Consider the following 20,991-nt stretch of genomic DNA (forward strand, 5'->3'; position numbering starts at 1 on the left):
GCCTATTCCGCCGCCAGCAGTTCCTCGGCGCCGACCAGATCGACGCTGACCAGCCGCGAAACGCCCTTTTCCACCATCGTCACACCGAACAGGCGGTGCATGCGGCTCATCGTCACCGCATTGTGAGTGACGATCAGGTAGCGCGTGTCGGTTTCCTGCGTCATCGCTTCGAGCAGGTCGCAGAAACGCTCGATATTGGCGTCGTCCAGCGGGGCGTCGACTTCGTCCAGCACGCAGATCGGCGCGGGATTGGTGAGGAACAGCGCGAAGATCAGGGCCACGGCGGTCAGTGCCTGTTCGCCGCCCGAAAGCAGCGTCAGCGACTGGAGCCGCTTGCCCGGCGGCTGGGCGAAGATTTCGAGGCCGGCTTCCAGCGGATCATCGGAATCGACGAGCGCGAGATGGGCCTGCCCGCCCTGGAACAGCCGCGAGAAGAGGTGGCGGAAATGGCCGTCCACGGCTTCGAAAGCCGCACGCAGCCGTTCACGCCCCTCGCGGTTGAGATTGCCGATCGAGCCGCGCAGGCGGTTCACCGCCTCGGCCAGCTCCGCCTTTTCGGTGATGCTGGTGCCAAGCTGGCTTTCCGCCTCCGCAAGTTCGGTGGCGGCCACGAGGTTGACCGGACCGATCCTTTCGCGATCGGCAACGAGGCGTTCCATCGCCGCGATCTCGGCCTGCGCCTCGCCGACCTCGGCCGGGGCGAATTCGAAACGCTCGGGCAGGACGGGCGGCGGGCACTGGAAGCGCTCGCCCGAAACGCGGGTCATCTCGACGCGGCGGGCGTCCTCGTTCTCGGCGCGGGCGGCGGCCCCGGCGCGATGCTCGCGGGCGCTGGCCAGCAGTTCCTGCGTGGCGGCCAGCGCGGCATCGGCCTTGCGGGCGGCGTCCGTCACGAAGGCGACGGCGGCCTCGGCCTTGCCCAGTTCCTCGGCGATGCGATTGCGCACGGCTTCGCCCTGCTCGATCTGCTCCATGAGCGAGGCGGGCTTCGCGGCCACGACGGCACGCTCGCTCTCGATCTCCTCAAGCCGCCCGGCCATCTGGGCGAGGCGGTTGGCGGCATCTCCGGCGCGTGCCTGCCAGTTGCGGATATCGCCGCGCTGCGAGGCGGTGCGTTCCCGCGCGACGGCCAGCCCCTGATCGTGCGAGGCGAGGGTTGCCGTGGAAATCTGGAGGGTCGCCCGGGCGCTGTCGTTCTTTTCGCGCGCGGCTTCGAGCCCGGCGCGGCCCTTCTCGGGGTCGGGCAGGACGGAGCGCTTGCCTTCGGCGACGGCGATGTCCTGTTCGGCGGCCTGGCGTTGTTCCGCCAGATCGCCCAGCGCACGATCTACCTCGGCGCGGCGGCTTTCCTGGCGGACGCGGGCATCCTCGGCCTGATCGGCGGCGCGCAGGGCGCCGCGTTCGGCATTGGCGGCATCGGCGATCGCGCGTTCGGCGGCGACGAGGGCGGCGGCGTGGGCGGAAAGCTGCTGCTGTACTTCGGCCTGCCGTGCCTCGGCAGCGGCAACGGCCTCCCGCAAAGGCGGAAGCTGGGCGGCGAGCTGTTCGAAGCGGTTCTCCGCCTCCAGCCGGGCCGCTTCGGCCGCGCCTTCGCCGCGCGCGACGAAACCGTCCCAGCGGCGCAGCGCACCGGCGCGGGTGACGAGCCATTCGCCGGTGCCGAGCTGGCGGCCATCGTCTTCATCGACGACATGGACGAGGGCAAGGCGCGCCGCGAGTTCCGCGGGGCACCGGGTGACGTGGGCCGCCAGGCTGTCCTTCACCGCAGCCGGAGCCTGCGCGCCGGTCCAGAAGCGGCCGTCCGCACTGGCGATTTCGCCGAGCGGGGCCTTGGCATCGCGGCCGAGCACGGCGGCGACGGCCCGTTCGTAGCCGGGGGCGACGCGCAGGGCATCGATCGCGACCGGCAGGCCATGCGCGGCCTTGGCGCCCTTGGCGCGGGCTTCGCGGTCCTTGAGCAGGGCGCCGTGTTCGCGCTCGATCCCGGTCAGGTCGGCGCGGGCGCCGGCCAGCGTCGATGCGGCGGCATCGCGTTCGGCCTGAAGCGCGGTCTTGCGGGCCTGCTGCGCGTCCAGTCCCTCGCGCGCGGCGGCAAGGGCGGCGGTGGCGGCTTCGGCCCGGGTCCGCGCATCGGTGACGGCGGCCGCGAGATCGCCCGCCGCGTCAAGCGCCTCGACTTGCGCGGCAAGGCGCGCGGCTTCGGCGGCGAGCCGGTCCAGCCGGCTGCGCGCCTGCGAGAGTTCGGCTTCGGCGATGCGCCATTCGGCCTCTACCCCGGCCTGCGCGGCGGTGGCCTGGGCGAGATCGAGTTCGGCGGCGCGAGCCGCGCGGTCTGCGCCTTCGAGGGCATTGGCGAGGCGCGGGCGCTGCGCTTCGTCGATTTCGAGCTGGCGGGCACCATCGGCCAGTTCGCGTTCGAGCCGGGCAAGCGCTTCCGCGGCGTCGCGGGTCATGCGGTCGGCATCGCCGCGATCCTCGTCGAGCCGGTTCTTCTGGCGATCGAGGTCCCGGAGGCGCTGTTCGGCGGCTTCGAGCTGGCTGGTCAATGTGGCCATGCGGTGGCCCTGCGCGCTGGCGTCGTCGCGGCGGTCGGCCAGTTCGTCACGCGCTTCGACGAGCGCTTCGGCGGCCTTGGCCTGCGCATCCTGCGCCTGTCTGGCGGCATCCTGTGCGGCGGTCACCCGCGCTTCGGCACCTTCGGATTCCTTGCGTGCAGCCTCGGCGGCCTGCGCGGCGTCGCGCCAGCGGGCGAAGACCAGGCGGGCTTCGGCCAGGCGGATCTGGTCCGACAGGGCCTTGTAACGCTCTGCCGCCTTGGCCTGTCGGCGCAGGCCGGCGACCTGCTTGTCGAGCCCGGCCATGAGGTCTTCGAGGCGCGAGAGATTGGCCTCGGTGGCGCGCAGCTTCTGTTCGGCGTCCTTGCGGCGGACGTGCAGGCCGGCGATGCCCGCCGCTTCTTCCAGCATGGCGCGGCGTTCGGCGGGCTTGGCGGCGATGACGGCGGCAATGCGGCCCTGGCTGACGAGCGCCGGACTGTGCGCGCCGGTGGCGGCATCGGCGAAGACCAGCGACACGTCCTTGGCGCGCACGTCGCGGCCGTTGATGCGATAGGCGCTGCCGGCGCCGCGCTCGATGCGGCGGACCACTTCGAGTTCCTCGCGCGTGCCGTTGGCGTCCGGCGCGGTTTCGGCCTGCAGCACCACTTCGGCGAAGGCGCGGGGCGGGCGGGTGGCGGTGCCCGCGAAGATCACGTCCTCCATGCCGCCGCCGCGCATCGACTTGGCCGAGCTTTCGCCCATGACCCAGCGGATCGCTTCGAGGAGGTTGGACTTGCCGCAGCCGTTCGGGCCGACCACGCCGGTCAGCCCGGGCTCGATGCGCAGTTCCGCCGGTTCAACGAAGCTCTTGAAACCGCTGAGCTTGAGCCGTCTTATGCGCATCTTGCTTCGATCAGTTCACGAAAGGCGGCGCGCGTCAGCGCGCGCCGGCTTCCTGCAGCTTGGCTTCGAGTTCTTCCCAGCCCATCGAACCCACGGTGTTGCCGTTGATGATGAACGTGGGGGTGCCGGTGACGTTGAACTCGGTGGTGGCTTTCTGGGTCTGGTCGGCGAAGGCCTTGGCCTTGGCGGTATCGGCGAGGCAGGCCTTGCCCTGATCGCGCGAAATCCCGCGCGAGGCGAAGAATTCGGTCATGCCGCCCACTTCGGCGATGGCGGCCATCTGCTGGTCCTTGGGCAGGTCCTGTATCTGCTTCATCCGCGCGTCTCCGGCGGACTGCAGGTTCTGGAACATGTTCGGCTGCCAGGCCCAGAACTGCTCGCTGAGCGGCAGGACCGCCTCGGTTGCGCCGCAAGTGGCGAGCAGCGAGGCCGGAATGTCGAAGACGTTGAGCATGAAGTAGCGCAGTTCGTAGCTTACGCGGCCGCTGGCGACGTAATCGTCACGCAGCTTGTCGAAGCCCTTCTGCGCGAATTCCGCGCAGTGCGAGCACGAGAGCGCGCCATACTCGACGAGCTTGATCGGTGCGTCCGGGTTGCCGATGCGGTAGCCGCCTTCCGACGTCTTGACCACGTCCTCCGCCCAGGTCTTGCCGGCGGGTGCGGCGACCTTGGGCAGCGGCTGGGCCGACTTGGGGGCTTCTCCGGCGCCTTCGTCCTTCTTGCCGCAGGACGCGAGGCCCAGTGCGAGCGGTGCGGCGATCATTCCGAGGGCGAGGGAGCGCATGGTGATGCGGATCATGTCAGCGAATCCTTGTGAGAGGACGGGGAAACTAGCCCAAGGCTTGGGCGGATAACAGCGGGAGAGGGCGGAAAGACGGGCGCTTTCCCACAGGAATCCGCCCGTTTTCCGTGCTTTCGGCGAGATGATGGGCCGGTGCCTCGAAGCGGGCGCCCGAAATCGGGCTGCCCGCGCGCGCACCGTCAGATCGAGCCCTTGCGGCGGGCGGCCATCCTGTCGGTGATCTCCTTGGAGAGGCCCGCCCAGTCGTGCGTGTCGAGCAGCTTGCCGTCGAGGATGAAGCTGGGCGTGCTGTTGACGCCGCTCTTGGCCACGGTGGCCTGCTGCTGCTTGATCGTGTCGAACACGGCCTCGTTCGCGAAGCAGGCGTCGGCCTGGGTGCGGCTCATGCCCCATGCCGCGACCTTGGAATAGAAGTCCAGGTCGCTGGCGATCGCCTTCATGCGATCGGGCAGCGCGCCCTGGTACCAGCGCTTTTCCTGTTCCTCGCTCATCTTTTCGAGCTTGCCCATCCAGCTGTCCTGGCTGGCGAGGAAGGCATTGTGCCGCACGAAGAAGCGCTTGGGATCGCCGCAGGTCGTCAGCATCGAGATGGTGAGGTCGATCGGGTTGCGCAGCAGGGTGGTGACGGTGACGCCGATCTGGCCCTTGGGCACCATGGTCAGCCGCAGCGTAGGATCGGCCTCGCGGTTGAAGTGCGCGCAGTGCGGGCAGGTGTAGCTCACGAATTCGGTAAGCTGCATCTGGGCCTTCGGGTTGCCGTACATATGGCTGCCGTCGGGCGTGACGACGATCTGGTTGGCCCAGTTGGAGGCGGGGTTGGAACTGGGCGCCAGCGGCTTGCGGACGGGCGTGGAAGCAGGCTTGGCGGCTGCAACGCTCAGCAGGGCGCAGGCGGCAAGGGCGGCAAGACGCAACGTGGACTTCATCACTGCTTTTCCTGATTTTCCGTTTGGGCATCTTCCTGGGCACCGAGGCTGCGGGCCAGGGATTCGAGCACCGCGCGAAGCTCGGGATCGCCGATGTCGCGCAGCGATTCGCCCAGTTCGTAGGGTACGGGTTTCAGCGCGGGCGGGGGCGCCTTCGGTCGGGTGGCGGGCGGCGGCTTGACCTCGCCTTGCCGGATTTTCACCTTCGCCACGGCCATGTAGCCGAAGAAGCGGTTCACCCGGTCCATGATCTCGGGCACGACGTGCTGGATCATCGGGGCATGGGCGGGCAGGACCACCAGCTGGAGAATGCCGTCGCACTTCTCGCCCGGAGGGAAGCGGATCGATTCGGGCGAGCAGACGCGCGCATGGCGCAGCCCGACGATATCGGGCCAGCGCGTCACCACGCTGGACTGGATGAAGCCGAACCGGCGGAACGCCGTGCGGCCCACTTCGGGCATGAGGTCGGAAATAGCGCGGGCTCCGCCGCCGCGCGGGCGCTCGTAGAGCCGGGGGGAGGCGGGTTTGGGCTTGGTCTTGGCCGCGGTTTTCGGGCCGGCTTTCGTTCCTGTCCGGGCGCCGCGCTTCGGCATGGCTTCAGGCGCGGACTTGGCGCCCATGGGCGACGCAGTTTCGCCCTTGTCCGATCCTTTGAACTGATCCCGTTCCATTGTGGCCGCTCCAATGCCATAGGGCGCTGATGGACGCCAGCCGCGATACGATCTCCCGCAAGGTTCTCGACTGGTACGATGCCCATGCCCGTGCCTTGCCGTGGCGCGCCCCTCCCGGCACGGCGGCCCCCGATCCCTACCGCGTCTGGCTGTCCGAGGTCATGCTGCAGCAGACCACGGTGGCGGCGGTGAAGGACTATTTCGCCAGGTTCACGAATCGCTGGCCCACCGTGATGGACTTGGCCGCCGCATCGGACGAGGACGTCATGGCGGCGTGGGCGGGGCTCGGCTATTATGCCCGCGCCCGCAACCTGCTGGCCTGCGCCCGCGAAGTCGCCGCGCGGGGCGGGGTGTTTCCCGATACCGAGGAGGGCCTGCGCGCCCTGCCGGGACTGGGGGCCTATACCGCCGCCGCCGTCGCCGCGATCGCTTTCGGGCGGCGGGCCGTGGTGGTGGATGCCAATGTCGAGCGGGTGGTCACGCGGCTCTTCGCGGTCACAGCGCCCTTGCCGGGGTCGCGGCCGGAAATTCGCGCGCTTGCCGATACGATCACCCCGCAGGACCGCGCCGGAGACTTTGCGCAGGCGCTGATGGACATGGGCGCCATGGTCTGCACCTCGCGCAGCCCCCGCTGCCTGCTTTGCCCGCTGTCCTCGCCCTGCCGCGCGAGGGCCGAGGGCGAGCCGGAACGCTATCCGGTCAAGGCGCCGAAGAAGGCCAGGCCTGCCCGCAAGGGCCGCGCCTTCTGGATCGAGCGGGATGGCAAGGTCTGGCTGGTGCGCCGCGGGGACAAAGGAATGCTGGGCGGAATGCGCGCCCTGCCGGACGACGGCTGGTCCGCGCGGGCGGACGGGCATGGAGAGGCGCCCTTGCCCGGATCGTGGGAAAGCGCGGGCCGGGTCGGGCATGTCTTCACGCATTTCTCGCTCGAACTCTCGCTTTCGGTTCATTGCGGCGCGGCTTCGGCCGATCCGCCGGGCGCGGGCGAATGGTGGCCGGTTGACCGGCTGGACGATGCGGGCCTGCCCACGCTTTTCGCCAAGGCCGCCGCACTGGCGCGGGCGCCCGTCGCATGAGCACGGCACGCCGGCGCCTTGAGGCGCGGATCGACCGTCGTTCGCTGCTGCACATGGCGGGATTTGCCGGGATCGGCGCGGCGCTCATGCCGCATCTCGCCTGGGCTGCCGAGCAGGACGAGAACCTGCCCCGCGTGCGCGCGCTGGTGGAACGGTGGATCGGCTCGGGCCTGCTGCCGGGCATGGTCGCCTCGCTCGGCCAGCCGGGGCGGGAGCCCGAATTCGTCACGCGCGGCGCGCAAGGGTTCAACGATTCCGCGCCGATCACCGCCGACAGCCTGTTCCGCATCTATTCGATGACCAAGCCCGTCACCGGGATCATGGCGATGGATCTGATCGCGCAGGGCAGGCTCGGGCTGGACCAGCCGTTGCACGAAATCCTGCCCCGTTTCGCGCAGATGAAAGTGCAGGACCGTTACGACGGTTCGCTCGCCGCGCTCCATCCGGCGCCGCGCGCCATCACGATCCGGCACCTGCTCACGCATACCTCGGGCCTGGGCTATTCGATCGTGCAGACCGGGCCGATCCGCGAACTGATGCAGGCGAAGGGGCTTGCCGCCGGACAAGTGAGCCGCTTCAAGGTGCCCGGCTTCACCGATGCCGCGCCCGCACCCAGCCTTGCCGCGTTCGCCGACCGCCTTGCCGAGGTGCCGCTGGTCTACGATCCCGCCACGCACTGGAGCTATTCGCTCGGGCTGGACCTGATGGGCCGGGTGATCGAGGTCGTCACCGGGCGGCCCTTCGACGCCTATCTGCGCGAGGCCCTGTTCGAACCAGCCGGGATGGCCAGCACCGCGTTCCAGGTGCCCAAAACAGAGGCGAAGCGCCTCACCACCAATTACGCGGCGCTCGGCAAGGTGCTGGTGCCGATCGACGAGCCGGGCAACTCGGTGTTCCTCGATACGCCGGCGTTTCCCTTCGGCGGTTCCGGCCTCGTCAGTACGCCGCGCGACTATGACCGGTTTCTGCGCCTGCTTGCCCAGCGCGGCACGATCGACGGCAGGCGGGTGCTGGCCGAAAGCGCGGTGGTGACCGGCACCGCCGACCTGCTGCCCCCCGGCGTCGCGTTTTCCGCCATGCTTCCGGCCGGCAGCGGCTTCGGCGCGGGCGGGCGCGTGGGCAAGGGCGCGGAGAACGGGCTGTTCGGCTGGGCCGGCGCGGCAGGGACGGTGGGCATGGTGGACATGATCCGGGGCCTGCGCTCGCAGCTGTTCGTGCAGTTCATGCCGCCAAACGCCTTCGATCTCATTCCCCAGTTCCAGACCGCGCTGAAGGCCGATGTCATGGCCCTGCTCGCGCATCTCCCGGAGACCCGTTCTTGAACAAGCCCATCGCTTTTGCCGGTTCGCACCTCGACCGCGCCGATCATATCCGCAACGATCCCGATGCCCTCTTCGCGCTCCAGTCCGCCGAGGCGCGGCTGATGCGGATGGAGGGGCTCGACGCGGTGCTGGCCGAGGACGGTTCGCTGGTCTGGGGCACGCTCGCCGATGCGGAGCCGGGCAGCGAGATGATCTTCCTCGGGCTGGACGGTTCGGTGCCCTGTTTCGCCGAAGTGCCGGTAGTGGTTCCGCCCGGCGGACCGCTCGCCACCCCGGTGAACTGGCATGCCATGGCCGTGCTCGATCCGGGCGAACTGGCGGCCTATGGCGGCGCGCGCTCGCTGGTGAGCTGGCACAGCCGCCACCGCCATTGCGCGGTCTGTGGCCATCCCACCGTGCTTGCGAAGGGCGGCTGGCAGCGCAGTTGCACCAATCTCGATTGCCAGGCCGAACACTTCCCGCGTGTCGATCCGGTCACGATCATGCTGGTGGAGCATGAGGGGCGCGCCCTGCTGGGCCGCCAGCCGCGCTTCCCGGCGGGGCGTTATTCGACCTTGGCGGGTTTCGTGGAGCCGGGCGAATCCATCGAGGAAGCCGTGGCCCGCGAAATCCATGAGGAAGCCGGCGTGCGCGTGCGCGACGTGACTTATGTCGCCAGTCAGCCGTGGCCGTTCCCGTCCTCGCTGATGATCGGCTGCCATGCCTTCGCCGATGACGATGCGATCACCATCGACGCCACCGAACTGGAGGATGTCCGCTGGTTCACGCGCGAAGAGGTGGCGGAGGCGCTGGAAGCGGTGGGGCGCGGCGAAAGCGGCAAGGCGTTTGGCGCACCGCCTGCCCATGCGGTGGCGCACGTGCTGATGCGCTGGTGGCTCGATCGCGGCTGAAGAACCTAGGGTCAGGACCCATTAATCACGCCTGCGAGCCATTCCGGTGTCCCGGAGGGATTTGATCAAAATGGCCCGGTGCAGCGTCAGAAAGTCTTGAAATATAGACATATTACTACGCCTTCCTTCCTCGCTCTGAGCCATTTTGATTCAAACCTCGCAGGCGTGATTAATGGGTCCTGACCCTTAGTCCGCCAGCGTGATCGAGATGCGCCGGTTGCGCGGGTCATGCGGATCGGCGGGGATCAGCAGTTCGGTATCGGCCACGCCTTCGATCCGCCTGAACCGGGCGGGTTCCACGCCGTCGCGGATCAGTTGCTGGCGGGTCGCTTCGGCGCGCCCAGCTGAAAGCGACCAGTTGTTGCCGGGAATTCCCTGCTTGTAGGGCAGGGCATCGGTGTGGCCCCGGATCGTCAGCGGGCCGCCGCCTCCACCTGCTTCGGTGCCGATCGCCTGCGAGATTGCCGAGAGCAGTTCGACGGCCTGCGGGGTGAGGATCGTGGTACCGAGCCGGAACATCGAGAAATTGGCATCGTCCACCATGTCGATCCGTACGCCCTGCGTCGTGTCCACCATGCGGACCTGCCTGGCGAGGCGGCGCAGGCGCTCGGTGGAGGCGAGCTTCTTTTGCAGCGCCTCCTTGGCGCGCGAGCTGCGCTTGATCTTGCTGCCGCCCTCCTTCGGCCCGCCGGTAGCATCGCGCGGGATGGTGAGGGTCTTGGTGCCGGTCTGCCCGGCCTTGAAGGGGTAATTGTCCACCTGGGTCAGCGAAGCGCCGCCGAGCACGCCCTGGCCCGATCCGGCGCTGCCCTGCTTGGTCTTGACCAGCGTGGGGGTGAAATAGTCGGCAATGCCGCGCCGCTGCTTCTCGGTGGTGGCGCCCAGTATCCACAGAAGCAGGAAGAAGGCCATCATGGCGGTCACGAAGTCGGCATAGGCGACTTTCCAGGCACCGCCATGATGCCCGGCGGCGACCATGGTGATCTTCTTGACGATGATCGGCCGGGGCGGTTCGGGCTTCTTCCTGATTGCCATGTCAGCGGCCTCTCATCGCGTCGAGCAGTTCGGAAAGGCCGGGGCGGAAGGCGTGGCCAAGGCCGGATCGCGCCGATTCCACCACCAGCGGCTGCGGCCAGCCGTGCAGGCTGGCGATGATGACCTGCTTCACCGCCTGGAAGATCTGCTCGTCCTGCTCCAGCACCTGCTTGAGCCGCCCCGCCAGCGGGGAGACGATGCCATAGGCCAGAAGCACGCCCATGAACGTGCCGACCAGCGCCGAGCCGATCATCGCGCCCAGGATCGAGGGTGGCTTGTCGATCGAGCCCATGGTCTTCACCACGCCCAGAACGGCAGCGACGATACCGAGCGCGGGCAGCGCATCGGCAAGGCCCTGGAGGGCGTGCTGCGGTTCGTGGATCTCGTGGAAATGCGTCTTCATCGCATTGTCCATCACGTCTTCCACCGCGTGGACTTCCAGCGTGCCGGAAGAGACGACGATCAGGGTCAGGGTGTCGCAGATCAGGTGAATGAGCGGCTTGTTCGCCAGCAGGCGCGGGAATTCGGCGAACAGCGGGGAAACCTCGGGCTCGTTCACATGGCTTTCCAGCGCCACCGGTCCTTCCGAGCGCAGGATCTTCATCAACCGCGTGGTCAGGATGATGGCGTCGATATGATCCTGCCGGTTGTGGCGGGGCCCCTTGAAGACCTTGCCGAGGCCGCTGCCCAGCGCCTTGATCTCGTGCATCGAGTTGCCGGTGACGATCGCGCCCACGGCGGCGCCGCCGATGATGAGCATTTCGTGCGGGATCGCTTCCAGCACCGGGCCCAGCGCGCCGCCGGTGATCGCAAAGCCGCCGAAAACCATCACCAGCAGAATGACGACGCCGATGATTACGAACATGAAGGAAGTCCCCTGTCAGGCGGTGCCCGGCCTGCCCCCGCAGACCGGATGCGGAAGGCGGCTCAGGTCAGCTGGTCGAACAGGTTGAGCGAGGCGAGCCGGGAGAAGCTGGCCTGGCTGGCCTCCAGCACGGTCATGGTTTCCTGAAGCTGGGCGAGCGTGGTGGCGAGATCGGTGCTGCCGAGGTCCGCTTCTTCCGAGGAACGCAGTTCGGACAGGTTGACGCGGCGGTCGTCGGTCACCTCGATCCAGGCGAGGCGGGTGCCGATCACGGTCTGGCCGGTGGTCAGCGTGTCGAGCCCGGTCTTGAGGTCGGCCAGTGCATTGCCCGCCGCGCCTGCCGGATCGGCCGAGGCGCCCTGAAGCGCGGCCGCCAGGTTCTTCACCACCGCCATGAGATCGGTCGCGCTGCCGCCTGCGGCGTTGAACGAGAGGAAGGCGGGCCCGGTGATCGAGCGGGTCACGCTCTGCCCCGCGCCCAGCGGCAGTTCGGCGGAACTTGCGGTGCCGACGTAGACGGCATTGCCGGAGGCATCGAGCGCATAGGCATCACCCGCGCTTTCGCCGCCGAACAGAGCATGGCCGCTCGAATCCCGCGCATTGGCAAGGGCGACGAGGTTGCTGAAGATCTGGTCCAGCTCCTGCCCGATCGAGGCCCGCTGCGTATCGGGCAGGGTGGCGCTGGCCGCCTGCGTGGCGAGTTCCTGCGCGCGGATCAGCGCATCGGCCATGTCGGACATGGCGGCATCGGCAAGCGACAGGTCGGCGTTGGCGCGATTGGCGTTGGTCTGGTCAATCCCGGAGAGCTTCTCCTGCCGCGCCAGCGAGCGCAGGCGCGATGCGGCCACCGGATTGTCCGAGGACCGTTCCAGCTTGCTGCCGCTCGACATCTGCGCCTGATAGTTCTCGGCCTGCGTGCGCAGGTCCTTCATGTCGCGGCGGGCGCGCTCGAAGAAGGCGCTGGTGCTGGTGGATACGATCGACATTGCGCGGTTACCTGATGGCGAGGATGGAATCGAAGATGTCGGAAGCGACCTGCATGACCCGGCCCGAAGCCTGATAGGCCTGCTGGAAGCGGGTGAGGTTGATGGCCTCCTCGTCGAGATCGACGCCCGCCTGTGCCTGGAGCGCGACCTTGGCGGTCCCGGCGATGGATTCCAGTGCGTCGCGGGTGACGGTGCGCCCGGCGACGGCACTGGAAATCCCGAACAGCAGGGTGTCCATGGCACCGGCCGGATCGGCACTGTCCAGCGCGCTGCGCATGGCGACGAGGTTGGAGGTGTCACGGCTGTTGGCGCCCGAGCCTGCGGGAGCGGTCGCGATCTGGCTGCCGCTGGCGAGGGCGATCGCCATGGTCGATGCGTCGGTGCCGGAGAACATCGGCTGGCCGCTTGCCCCGGCAAGGTCGGCGCCCGCGGTTTGCGCGGTATTGAGCGTCGAGATCACGCCCGAGGCAATGGCATCGAGCTGGTCGTGCACGGCGGCGAGCTCGGTCAGCGCCTGTCCCTTGCCCGCCAGCGCGCCGGAGGAAAGCGTTGCCGCCGTACCGCCCAGCGTGAAGGAGATCGTGCCGTCCGCGGCGGTGGCCATGGCGAGGGGCGCGGCGCTGCCGCCGCTCACGAGGCTGGGGCCGCCCGCACCGCCGATCCGCACCTGGACCGAGCCGTCCGATGCGAACGTGGTGGAGATGTCCACTTGCCCGCTCAGCTTCTCCAGCAGGGAATCGCGCTGGTCCAGCAGGCTGGTCTGGTCGCTCGATGCGTCGGATGCGCGGGCGAGGCGCAAGTTGACGCGCGCCAGTTCGGCGGCGGTGGTGTTGACCGAATCGACACCGTCCTGCGCCTCGAAGCGCAGGCCCTGGCCCACCGCGTCGAGGCTGGAGGCGGCCGTGTTGAAGGTCTGCGCCAGCGTGCGGCCCTGCTCCAGCGCCGAGGCGCGCAGCGAACCGTCGGTAGGGTCGGACAGGAGTTGCTTCAGCGCGGCTTCGAAATCCACGATCGCATCGTAGACGCCGGTCTGCTCGACCGCGCTTTCTATATTCTCCAGGCCCTGCACTTCGGCGCCGGCGCGGGCGGCGTCCGAGCCGGTGCGGCGCACTTCGGACTGGCGGAACATGTCCGCATTGCGCACGATCCCGGTAACGCGAACGCCCGCGAGGTTGAGCGCGCCCGGCGAGGAGGCGACCGAATTGATCGCCAGTTCGGACAGCGAGATGCTGCGGCGGACATAGCCTTCGGACGAGGCGTTGGCGATGTTCTGCGCGGTCACGTCCAGCGCGGCCTTGGCGGCGCGAGTGCCGGAACGGGCAATGGTGATGAGGTCGGCGGCCATGGCTTACTTCGCCTTCGCTTCTGCATGAGCGGAAGATGCGGTATCGGAGGGTGCGTCGCTCGACGAAGGCGCCTGTCCCGGGGCTGACGAGGATCCGGCCACGAACCGCGCCATCTGGTCCTCGATGATCCTGGCGAGGCCCAGCACGCCGCTTTGCGCGGTCACGTCGGCAAAATGCTCGTCCTGCATCTGGTTGAAGGTATCGAGCGCCTGGCTGGAGAAAAGCTGCTCGCCGCCGAAGTGGCTCTTGCGCGCCTCGGCCAGCATTTGGCGCACGAACATGGCCTCGAACTGCCGGGCGGTGGCGGCCAGCTTTTCGCGGTCGGTGGCGCCGGGCGCGATCTTCATGCCCGGGAGAGTGGAGGGAATCGTGCTCATATCACTACCATTTCGGCTTTCAGGGCGCCGGCCTGCTTCAGCGCTTCCAGGATCGCCACGAGGTCCGAAGGGGTAACGCCCAGCAGGTTGAGCGCATCGACCACGCGCGAGAGCGAGGCCCCGCCCCTGAACAGGGCGACCGAGCGCTTCTCCTCGTCAGTGGTGATCGCGGAATGCTCCTCCACTTCGGTACGGCCCCGGCTGAACGGCGCGGGCTGGACGACCGTGGGGTTTTCCTGGATGCGCACGGTGAGCTTGCCATGGCTGATCGCGGCGGGCGACAGGCGCACGGCCGAGTTGATGACGACCGTGCCGGTGCGGCTGTTGATGATGACGCGCGCCGGCGTTTCGGCGGGGTCGACATCGATCATCTCGATCGCCGCCATCATCGAGGCGCGGGTATCGGCCTCGGCGGGCAGGCGCAGGGCCACGGTCACGCCGTCCTCGACGGTGGCGGTTCCGGGCAGGCGCATGTTGATCGCATCGCGCACGCGGGCGGCGGTCAGGAAGTCGGACGTGAAGAGGTTCCAGCGCAGTGTGCTGCCGTCCTCGAAGCCGGTGGCGACCGCGCGTTCGACGCTGCCGCCTTCGGCGATGCGGCCCACGGTCGGGATGTTGATGGTTACGTTCGAACCGTCGCGCGCCGAGACGCCGAGCCCGCCGACCGCGAGGTTGCCCTGCGCCATGGCGTAGATCTGCCCGTCCGCACCATAGAGCGGGGTGAGGATCAGCGCCCCGCCGCGCAGGCTCTTGGCCTTGCCGATCGTGGAGACGGTCACGTCGATGCGCTGGCCGGGCTTGGCGAAGGCGGGCAGGTCCGCCGTGACCATGACGGCGGCGGCGTTCTTGAGGCCGGGCGAGATGCCGGGCGGCAGCGTCAGCCCCATGCGGCCCGAGACGCCCTTCATCGCCTGTGTCGTATATTCGAGATTGTCGTCCCCGGTGCCCGGCAGGCCGACGACCACGCCGTAGCCGGTGAGCTGGTTCGAGCGCACGCCCTGGAACTGGCCAAGGTCGCGCACGCGCTCGGCATGGGCATGGACGGGTGCGAGGAACACGATCAGCAGGACCACGAGGGCCGCGATCAGCGTGGGCAGCCAGCGCCGGGAGAGGGAGGCCATGGTCATCAGAACGGCGAGATCATGTTGAAGAACTGGCCGAGCCAGCCCTGGCGGCCGCTGCGCATGATGGCGCCTTTGCCGGTATATTCGATATGAGCGTCGGCGATGCGCGTCGAGGCGACGGTATTGTCCTCGTCGATGTCGGCGAGGCGGACGATGCCGGAGAACCGGACCCATTCGTCTCCCTGGCTGACGAGCATCTTCTTCTCTCCTCTCACGAGCGCGGTCCCGTTGGGGCGCAGTTCGGCAATGGTCACGGACAGCACGGAACTCAGCGAACTGGTCTGCGTGGCGCTGCCCTGACCATTGAACGTCGAGGATGAGCTGGCGTTAAGGGCATTGGGGTTGAGGAACGACAGCGGCCCCGATGTCGGCGGGGTGATCGAGGCGCCGCCGCCTTTCTGGCTCTTGGAGCCGGCGGTCTTGGCGGCGGTGGTCGATTCCACCAGCAGGATCGTCAGCGGATCGCCCACGCGCGCCGCGCGGGTGCCGCCGTAAAGCGGGGCATAGCCGGCCGAGACGCTGAAGATGCCGCCGGTGGCCGCCTGCGGCTGCGCGGCGGGCGGCACGGGAAGCGTCGGCTCGAAGCCCGAGGGCCTGGGGGGCTTCTTTGCGAACACCGGCGGCGCGGCAATGGCCATGAACGCCGCCGAGGCCAGCAGGAATGTGCGACCCATGGCCATCACAACGTCTGGTTCGCGTTGCGCAGCATCTCGTCCACCGCCGAGATCATCTTCGAATTGATCTCGTAGGCGCGCTGGGTCTCGATCATGTCGACCAGCTCCTCGACGATGTTGACGTTCGAGCCTTCCAGCATCCCCTGCCGGATCATGCCGCGCCCTTCCTCTCCGGCGATGCCAAGCTGCACCGGGCCGCTGGCGGCGGTCTCGCGCAGGAAGTTGTCGGAGGCGGCCTGAAGCGCCGCCGGATTGGTGAACTGCGCGATGCTGATCTGGCCCAGCTCGCTCGGTTCGGTCTGTCCGGCCACCTGGGCCGACACCGTGCCGTCCTCCGAGACCGTGATCGAGGTCGCGCCTTCGGGAACGGTGATCGGCGGCTGAAGCAGGTAGCCCTGCGACGTGACCAGCTCACCCTGCGGCGAGCGGGTGAAATTGCCCGCGCGGGTATAGGCCAGTTCGCCGCCGGGCAGGGCGATCTGGAAATAGCCCTGCCCATCGAGCGCGAGGTCGAAGGTATTGCCGGTGGTCTGGAGCGAGCCTTGCGTCTCCATGCGGCTGGTGGACTGCACCGCCACGCCGGTGCCGAGGTTGAGCCCGGTGGCGTAAGTCGTCTCGCTCGAAGACTGGGCGCCTGCCACGCGGGAATCCTGGTAGGCCAGCGTGGCGAAGTTGGCGCGGTCCTTCTTGAAGGCGGTGGTGCTGACGTTGGCCAGGTTGTTGGCGATCACGCGCATCCGCGTGTCCTGCGCCTCCAGCCCGGTGCGGGCGACCTGTAGAGCGGAAGTGGGCATTGTCGTGGTTTCCTCAGCTATCGATGCGCATCAGGCGCACGCTGCCTTCGTCGAGCTGGCGGGCGGTCTCGACGAGCTTGGTGCGCATGTCGAACAGGCGCTGGGCCGAGATCATCTCGGTCAGCACTTCCGACGGAGAGACATTGGAGCCTTCGAGCGCGCCGGGGATCACGCTGGCGTTCTCGTCCTCCGGCAGTACGCCGCCTCCCGCGACCCGGAACACGCCGGTCAGGTCCTTGGCGATCTGCGATCCGCTGGGGTCCACCAGCTTTAGCCGGTCCACCCGCTGCGGCGGATCGCCGGGGGTGGCGGGGTCGGTGACGAGGATGCCGCCGTCCTGGGCGATGGTGACGCCGGAGCCCGGCGGCAGCGTGATCGGTCCGCTCTCGCCCAGCACGGGCAGGCCGTCGCCGTTCTGGAGCACGCCCGTCACCGTGACCGAGAGGTCGCCCCGACGGGTATAGGCTTCGCCGCCGTCGCCTGCCTGCACCGCCAGCATGGTGTCTCCCTGCATGGCCACGTCGAGCGGCTGGCCGGTGCGGTTCACCGTCCCGGCCTTCATCGAGGCGCCGCTGACTTCGGTGCCCGAAAGCGCCCGAACTTCGAGCTGCGGCCCTTCCAGTGTGTTCGGCGTGGCCTGCAGGATCTCGGCGCGGAAGCCGATGGTCTGCGAATTGGCCATGTTGCTCGCGATCACGCGCTCGCGGTTGAGCGAGGCGTTCATTCCCGAGACGGCGGTGTAGATCAGGCGGTCCATGGCGGCTGCGATCAGGTCCGCAGGTTGATGATCGTCTGCGAGATCTGCGAGGCGGTATCCACGGCCTTGGCATTGGCCTGGAAATTGCGCTGCGCGGTGATCAGGCTGACCAGCTCTTCCGAAAGATCGACATTCGATCGCTCGATCGAGCCCGAGAGCAGGCTGCCGTAGAGGCCGGAGCCCGGCTGGCCATAAGTCGCCGCGCCGGAGCGTCCGGTGGCCGACCATGAGGCGTCGCCCAGTTGCTTGAGCCCGTTGGGCGCGATGAACGAGGCCAGCGCGACGACGCCGATGGTGACGTTCGAGGCATCGGCATATGTCGCGACGACTTCGCCGGTGGGCTCGATGGTGACGCCCGCGAATTCCGAACCGGCGGCATTGGTTGCCGGGATCTGCGCGGAAAGCGGGGTCGTGCCGGAAACCGCGCCGCTGGCGTCGACCGGGAAGACCTGGAGCCGGGCGCCCTGCGCATTGTGGATATAGCCGTCCCCGTCCACCGAGAACGAACCGGCGCGGGTATACTGGATCGCGCCGGAAAGCGGCGAGGCGACGGTGAAGAAGCCCTCGCCGTTGATCGCCACGTCGAGTGCCGATCCGGTCTGCTCCATCGCGCCGAGGCCGAAGTCCTGCTTGATCGAGGCGACGCGGGCGCCGATGCCGGTGGTCAGCGTGGGGTCGGTCAGGATCGAGGACGAGACGATGTCGGCGAAGGCGGTGTTGCTCTTCTTGAAACCGGAAGTCTCGGCATTGGCGATGTTGTTCGAGATGACGTTGAGGTCGGTCTGGGCGTTCTTCAGCCCGGTGAGGGAAGTGTAGAAGGACATCGGATTCTCCTGGAAACGGGGGTCAGTTGCCGCTGGCGGCCAGCGCGGCGATCGCCGCCTGCGTGGCGTTCTGCGCGCTTACGAGGGTATCGAGCTTGGAGGAGATGGCCTTGAGCGTGTCCGCCATCTCGGTCGTGCCGGCGAGGGACGAGAACTGCGCCATCTGGGCGAGCATCTGGGTCTGGTCCATCGGGTCGAACGGGTCCTGCTGCTTCATCTGCGCCAGCATCAGCTTCAGGAAATCGCCCTGGTCGAGATCGCCCAGCGAGGTCTTTCCGCTCGAGGTCGAGGCGGTGCTCGCGGCCGATGTAACGGCATTGGTGGTGATAACGGTCATTTCAGCCTCATCGTGTCGAGCATGAGCTGCTTCGCGGTGGAGAGGGCCTCGACCAGGTTCTGGTACTGGCGCGAGGCTTCGAGCATTTCGACCATCTCCGCGTTCTCATCGACCGGAGCGGTCCAGACATCGCCGTTCGCATCGGCGAGCGGATGGTCGGGGCTGTGCTGGCGCACGGCGGCGGCGCCTTCCCGCATCACGCCCTGGACGGAAACCGAGGCGAGGCCGCTGGCCTGGTCGAGGTCTTCGGCGAAAACGGTGCGGATCGGCTTGTAGGCCTGTTCCTCGCTGCCCGAGACGGTCCCCGCATTGGCGAGGTTGGAGGCGGCGGCGTTCATCCGCACGAGCTGCGCGGACATGCCGCGCTGGGCGAGGGTGAACATCGTCATCGGTTCGCGGCTGGCGGGCATCGTCATTCGCCCTTCAGCGCGCGGGTGACGGTTTCGACCCGCCCCCGGATGAACTGGAGCGTGGCCGAATAGCCCACCGCGTTCTCGGAAAAGGCGAGCTGCTCGTTCTGGAGCTCTACCGTATTGCCGTCGAGCGAGGGCATGACCGGCACACGGTAGAGCGCGGCGCCTTCGGCGGCATCGGCAAGGCCGACGCCGCGCTCCGCCGAGCGCAGGGCGGCGGTGAAATCGATGTCGCGCGCCTTGTATCCGGGCGTGGCGGCATTGGCGATGTTCGAGGCGATCAGGCCCATGCGCTGCGAGCGAAGCTCCAGTGCGGCGGCATGAATCCCGAACAGGTCCTGTGGCATGGTGTTGCAGCTCCAGAGAGTGTTCGCCGCTTTTCACCGCAAGGGGTGTGCCAATCCGCCCAAGCGCCGGATTTCCCGGCTTTCTCCGCTGCGGCCCGGGCAGGGGCGGGCCTGTCGGGCGGCAAGGGTTTGCCGGTTTTGCGGCAAGGCGCGTCCGGGGCTGAAACTCCGCGAAAACTGCCGTTCTGCGGGTGAGAAGGAGAAGCGCCCGCCATGCAGCCCGAACATCTTCTGGACCCCGCCAGCGCCCTGATCGTGGTGGGAGGCACCGTGATCGCCACGATCCTGCGCTGCGGGCTGAGCGATTGCATTACCGCCGCAGGGGTGCTCGCCGCCCTGTTTCGCCGCCCCTTCGATCCCGAGCGCGCGCGGGCGGAGATGGCGGTGCAGGTGCAGGAGATCCGGCGGGACGGGGTGATCCGATCCCAGCCTGCCGCCACCGGCGATGCCGAGTTCGACGAGGCGACCGCCATGCTGATCGGCAGCCGCTCGCTCGGCGCGCTGCAACTGGCGCATGCCGCACACAAACGCCGCCGCATCGAAAGGAGCCAGCGCGCGGTGCGCACTTTCATCCAGGCGGCGGACCTTTCGCCGGTTTTCGGGCTGGCGGGCACGCTCGTCGCGTTGAACCAGCTTCCGCCGCTCGATCAGCCCGAAGCGGACTTTTCCGTCGCCATCTCCATGGCGGTGCTGACGACGCTTTACGGGCTGCTGCTCGGCAACCTCCTGTTCACGCCGTTGGCCCGGGTGGTGGCGCGCCGTGCTGCTGACGAGGAGCGGGACCGGCAGACGGTGATAGACTGGCTGGAAGGCCAGGTCGCCGACGCGCTCCCCAGCACTGAGCGCGCCGAACATGCCGGGCGCGCCGGGCGCGAAGTGGCGGAGGCGCATTCGTGAGCGCACGCACCGCCGCGAGCTGGCAGACTTCGCTGGCCGATCTCTCGCTCATCCTTTTCATGATCTCCGCTGCCGCCATCAGCCGCCAGCAGGATCATCTCCGGAAAGCGAAAGTGGAGCGCGCCGAGCTTCGCGAGGCACCTGCCGCCGCTTCGGCTTCCTCGCCGGAGGGAACGCCGCTGGCGGTCTACATCGCCGCGCCCGGCGCTCCGCCGCTTGCCCGCTGGCTGGCGCAGCAGGCGGGCGATCCGCGCCAGCGCCTGACGGTGGCCGCGCCTTACGGTCCCGCATCCGGCGATCTGGCGCGGGCGATGTCGGAGGCGGGGCGGCTGGCGCGCGAAGCGGGCGCGGCGGGGCGTGAAGCAAGGATCGTCGTCGAACCGGGCGAGGGGCCTGCCCGGGTGGTCCTCGCGTTCGATGTCGCCGCATCGCAAGGCGCGGCCGGGGCCATGGCACGAACCTTGCTGGAAAGGAGGAAGACCCCCGGCGAAGGAGAGCGCCCCCGATGACAGGATTTAGATGATTGCCGCCCTGCTCCTTGCCGCTGGAACGGCCTTGGGCGGCTTTGCCGATCTCGATGCGGTGGACCGCCAGGTTGCCGTGTTCACCGGCTTTCCGGTGGGTGCGGTCGGCGGTGCGGCCACGCCGGTGGATCGCCGCCTCAAGCTCAGGCCCTGCCGCACCGGCCTTGCCCTGTCATGGCGCAGCGCGGCGCAGGACAGCGTGCTCGTGCAATGCGGCGATCCCGATGGCTGGCGCCTCTTCGTTCCGGTGCGCCGCGCCGGCCCGGCGGCTCCCGACGCCCCGGCGGCACTGGCGGTGAAGCGGGGCGATGCCGTGTCCATCGCGGTCGAGGGTGACGGTTTTTCGGTGTCGCAGCCCGGCGAGGCGCTTGAAAGCGGCGCAATAGGTGCGTGGATCCGGGTGCGTCCGGTGGTGGTGGGCAAAGGGCGGCCTGCGGAAATGCACGCGCAGATCGTCCGGCCGGGTCTCGTTTCCTTGCAGGTGCCTTAACCTCGCAAAAGCGCCGGGTTCGCTGCTTGCGGGAAAATCCCGCGGCCACCCCTTAACAGTTTCGTCCGGGCGCC

General features: G+C 68.5%; 23 protein-coding genes. 6 read left to right on the forward strand and 17 right to left on the reverse strand.

Features of this window, described 5'->3' with window-relative positions:
• Positions 1–2: 2 nt before the first annotated feature.
• The 4 genes from smc to U9J33_RS03955 form a co-directional block, all read right to left on the reverse strand.
• Positions 3–3,440: a chromosome segregation protein SMC gene (gene smc / locus U9J33_RS03940; protein ID WP_324698018.1), complete on the reverse strand. Its 3,438-nt coding sequence runs from the start codon at positions 3,438–3,440 to the stop codon at positions 3–5.
• A 34-nt stretch (positions 3,441–3,474) separates the two neighbouring features.
• A complete protein-coding gene (locus tag U9J33_RS03945; protein WP_185998077.1) occupies positions 3,475–4,239 on the reverse strand; it encodes a thioredoxin domain-containing protein in 765 nt (254 codons plus the stop codon).
• 182 nt (positions 4,240–4,421) lie between these two features.
• Complete coding sequence (locus U9J33_RS03950; protein WP_054437040.1) at positions 4,422–5,168, reverse strand: thioredoxin domain-containing protein; 747 nt, start codon at positions 5,166–5,168, stop codon at positions 4,422–4,424.
• The gene (locus U9J33_RS03955) at positions 5,168–5,761 is read right to left on the reverse strand and encodes a DUF721 domain-containing protein (protein WP_420719875.1); all 594 of its coding nucleotides are present in this window, start codon (positions 5,759–5,761) and stop codon (positions 5,168–5,170) included. The genes U9J33_RS03950 and U9J33_RS03955 overlap by 1 nt, the downstream gene beginning before the upstream one ends.
• 107 nt (positions 5,762–5,868) lie before the next feature.
• Between U9J33_RS03955 and mutY the strand changes: the two genes are divergently transcribed.
• From mutY to nudC, 3 genes are read left to right on the forward strand one after another with little or no spacing between them, the layout of a single operon-like run.
• Positions 5,869–6,915 carry an A/G-specific adenine glycosylase gene (gene mutY, locus U9J33_RS03960; protein WP_324698024.1) on the forward strand — a complete coding sequence of 349 codons (1,047 nt, stop codon included), beginning with the start codon at positions 5,869–5,871 and terminating at the stop codon, positions 6,913–6,915.
• Positions 6,912–8,237 carry a serine hydrolase domain-containing protein gene (locus tag U9J33_RS03965; RefSeq protein ID WP_324698027.1) on the forward strand — a complete coding sequence of 442 codons (1,326 nt, stop codon included), beginning with the start codon at positions 6,912–6,914 and terminating at the stop codon, positions 8,235–8,237. Before mutY ends, U9J33_RS03965 begins: the two co-directional genes overlap by 4 nt.
• Entirely contained in the window at positions 8,234–9,127 is an 894-nt protein-coding gene (nudC, locus tag U9J33_RS03970; protein WP_185998073.1) for an NAD(+) diphosphatase, read from the forward strand. The genes U9J33_RS03965 and nudC overlap by 4 nt, the downstream gene beginning before the upstream one ends.
• Positions 9,128–9,313: 186 nt before the next feature.
• Here the strand turns inward: nudC and U9J33_RS03975 are convergent, their stop codons facing one another.
• The 13 genes from U9J33_RS03975 to flgB form a co-directional block, all read right to left on the reverse strand.
• Positions 9,314–10,162, reverse strand: coding sequence for a flagellar motor protein MotB (locus tag U9J33_RS03975; RefSeq protein WP_054436654.1), 849 nt, complete (start codon positions 10,160–10,162; stop codon positions 9,314–9,316).
• A 1-nt stretch (position 10,163) separates the two neighbouring features.
• Positions 10,164–11,027 (reverse strand): flagellar motor stator protein MotA, encoded by an 864-nt coding sequence (gene motA, locus U9J33_RS03980; protein ID WP_132469421.1) that lies wholly within the window; start codon positions 11,025–11,027, stop codon positions 10,164–10,166.
• 62 nt (positions 11,028–11,089) lie between these two features.
• Complete coding sequence (locus U9J33_RS03985) at positions 11,090–12,013, reverse strand: flagellar biosynthesis protein FlgL (RefSeq protein ID WP_185998072.1); 924 nt, start codon at positions 12,011–12,013, stop codon at positions 11,090–11,092.
• Between the two features lie 7 nt (positions 12,014–12,020).
• Complete coding sequence (gene flgK / locus U9J33_RS03990) at positions 12,021–13,358, reverse strand: flagellar hook-associated protein FlgK (RefSeq protein ID WP_324698033.1); 1,338 nt, start codon at positions 13,356–13,358, stop codon at positions 12,021–12,023.
• 3 nt (positions 13,359–13,361) lie between these two features.
• Positions 13,362–13,736 carry a rod-binding protein gene (locus tag U9J33_RS03995; protein WP_324698036.1) on the reverse strand — a complete coding sequence of 125 codons (375 nt, stop codon included), beginning with the start codon at positions 13,734–13,736 and terminating at the stop codon, positions 13,362–13,364.
• Positions 13,733–14,863 carry a flagellar basal body P-ring protein FlgI gene (locus U9J33_RS04000; RefSeq protein WP_185998070.1) on the reverse strand — a complete coding sequence of 377 codons (1,131 nt, stop codon included), beginning with the start codon at positions 14,861–14,863 and terminating at the stop codon, positions 13,733–13,735. Before U9J33_RS04000 ends, U9J33_RS03995 begins: the two co-directional genes overlap by 4 nt.
• A complete protein-coding gene (locus U9J33_RS04005; protein ID WP_054436665.1) occupies positions 14,863–15,534 on the reverse strand; it encodes a flagellar basal body L-ring protein FlgH in 672 nt (223 codons plus the stop codon). The genes U9J33_RS04000 and U9J33_RS04005 overlap by 1 nt, the downstream gene beginning before the upstream one ends.
• Before the next feature lie 5 nt (positions 15,535–15,539).
• A complete protein-coding gene (gene flgG, locus U9J33_RS04010; protein ID WP_054436646.1) occupies positions 15,540–16,328 on the reverse strand; it encodes a flagellar basal-body rod protein FlgG in 789 nt (262 codons plus the stop codon).
• 13 nt (positions 16,329–16,341) lie between these two features.
• Positions 16,342–17,085 carry a flagellar basal body rod protein FlgF gene (locus U9J33_RS04015; protein WP_324698040.1) on the reverse strand — a complete coding sequence of 248 codons (744 nt, stop codon included), beginning with the start codon at positions 17,083–17,085 and terminating at the stop codon, positions 16,342–16,344.
• Between the two features lie 11 nt (positions 17,086–17,096).
• Positions 17,097–17,909, reverse strand: a complete 813-nt coding sequence (locus U9J33_RS04020; RefSeq protein ID WP_054436642.1) for a flagellar hook-basal body protein — start codon at positions 17,907–17,909, stop codon at positions 17,097–17,099.
• A 22-nt stretch (positions 17,910–17,931) separates the two neighbouring features.
• Positions 17,932–18,246, reverse strand: coding sequence for a flagellar hook assembly protein FlgD (locus tag U9J33_RS04025; protein ID WP_054436640.1), 315 nt, complete (start codon positions 18,244–18,246; stop codon positions 17,932–17,934).
• Complete coding sequence (gene flgC / locus U9J33_RS04030) at positions 18,243–18,662, reverse strand: flagellar basal body rod protein FlgC (RefSeq protein WP_324698044.1); 420 nt, start codon at positions 18,660–18,662, stop codon at positions 18,243–18,245. Before flgC ends, U9J33_RS04025 begins: the two co-directional genes overlap by 4 nt.
• A complete protein-coding gene (flgB, locus tag U9J33_RS04035) occupies positions 18,659–19,006 on the reverse strand; it encodes a flagellar basal body rod protein FlgB (protein WP_054436636.1) in 348 nt (115 codons plus the stop codon). The genes flgC and flgB overlap by 4 nt, the downstream gene beginning before the upstream one ends.
• Positions 19,007–19,219: 213 nt before the next feature.
• Between flgB and U9J33_RS04040 the strand changes: the two genes are divergently transcribed.
• The 3 genes from U9J33_RS04040 to U9J33_RS04050 are packed head-to-tail and all read left to right on the forward strand — an operon-like array spanning position 19,220 to position 20,917.
• On the forward strand, positions 19,220–19,903 hold the full coding sequence (locus tag U9J33_RS04040; RefSeq protein WP_082370276.1) for a MotA/TolQ/ExbB proton channel family protein: 684 nt from the start codon (positions 19,220–19,222) through the stop codon (positions 19,901–19,903).
• Positions 19,900–20,412 carry a hypothetical protein gene (locus tag U9J33_RS04045; RefSeq protein WP_207906121.1) on the forward strand — a complete coding sequence of 171 codons (513 nt, stop codon included), beginning with the start codon at positions 19,900–19,902 and terminating at the stop codon, positions 20,410–20,412. Before U9J33_RS04040 ends, U9J33_RS04045 begins: the two co-directional genes overlap by 4 nt.
• Before the next feature lie 10 nt (positions 20,413–20,422).
• Positions 20,423–20,917, forward strand: a complete 495-nt coding sequence (locus U9J33_RS04050; protein ID WP_324698048.1) for a flagella basal body P-ring formation protein FlgA — start codon at positions 20,423–20,425, stop codon at positions 20,915–20,917.
• Positions 20,918–20,991 lie beyond the last annotated feature (74 nt).

It is taken from the genome of Novosphingobium sp. RL4 (assembly GCF_035658495.1).
Classification (GTDB): Bacteria; Pseudomonadota; Alphaproteobacteria; order Sphingomonadales; family Sphingomonadaceae; genus Novosphingobium.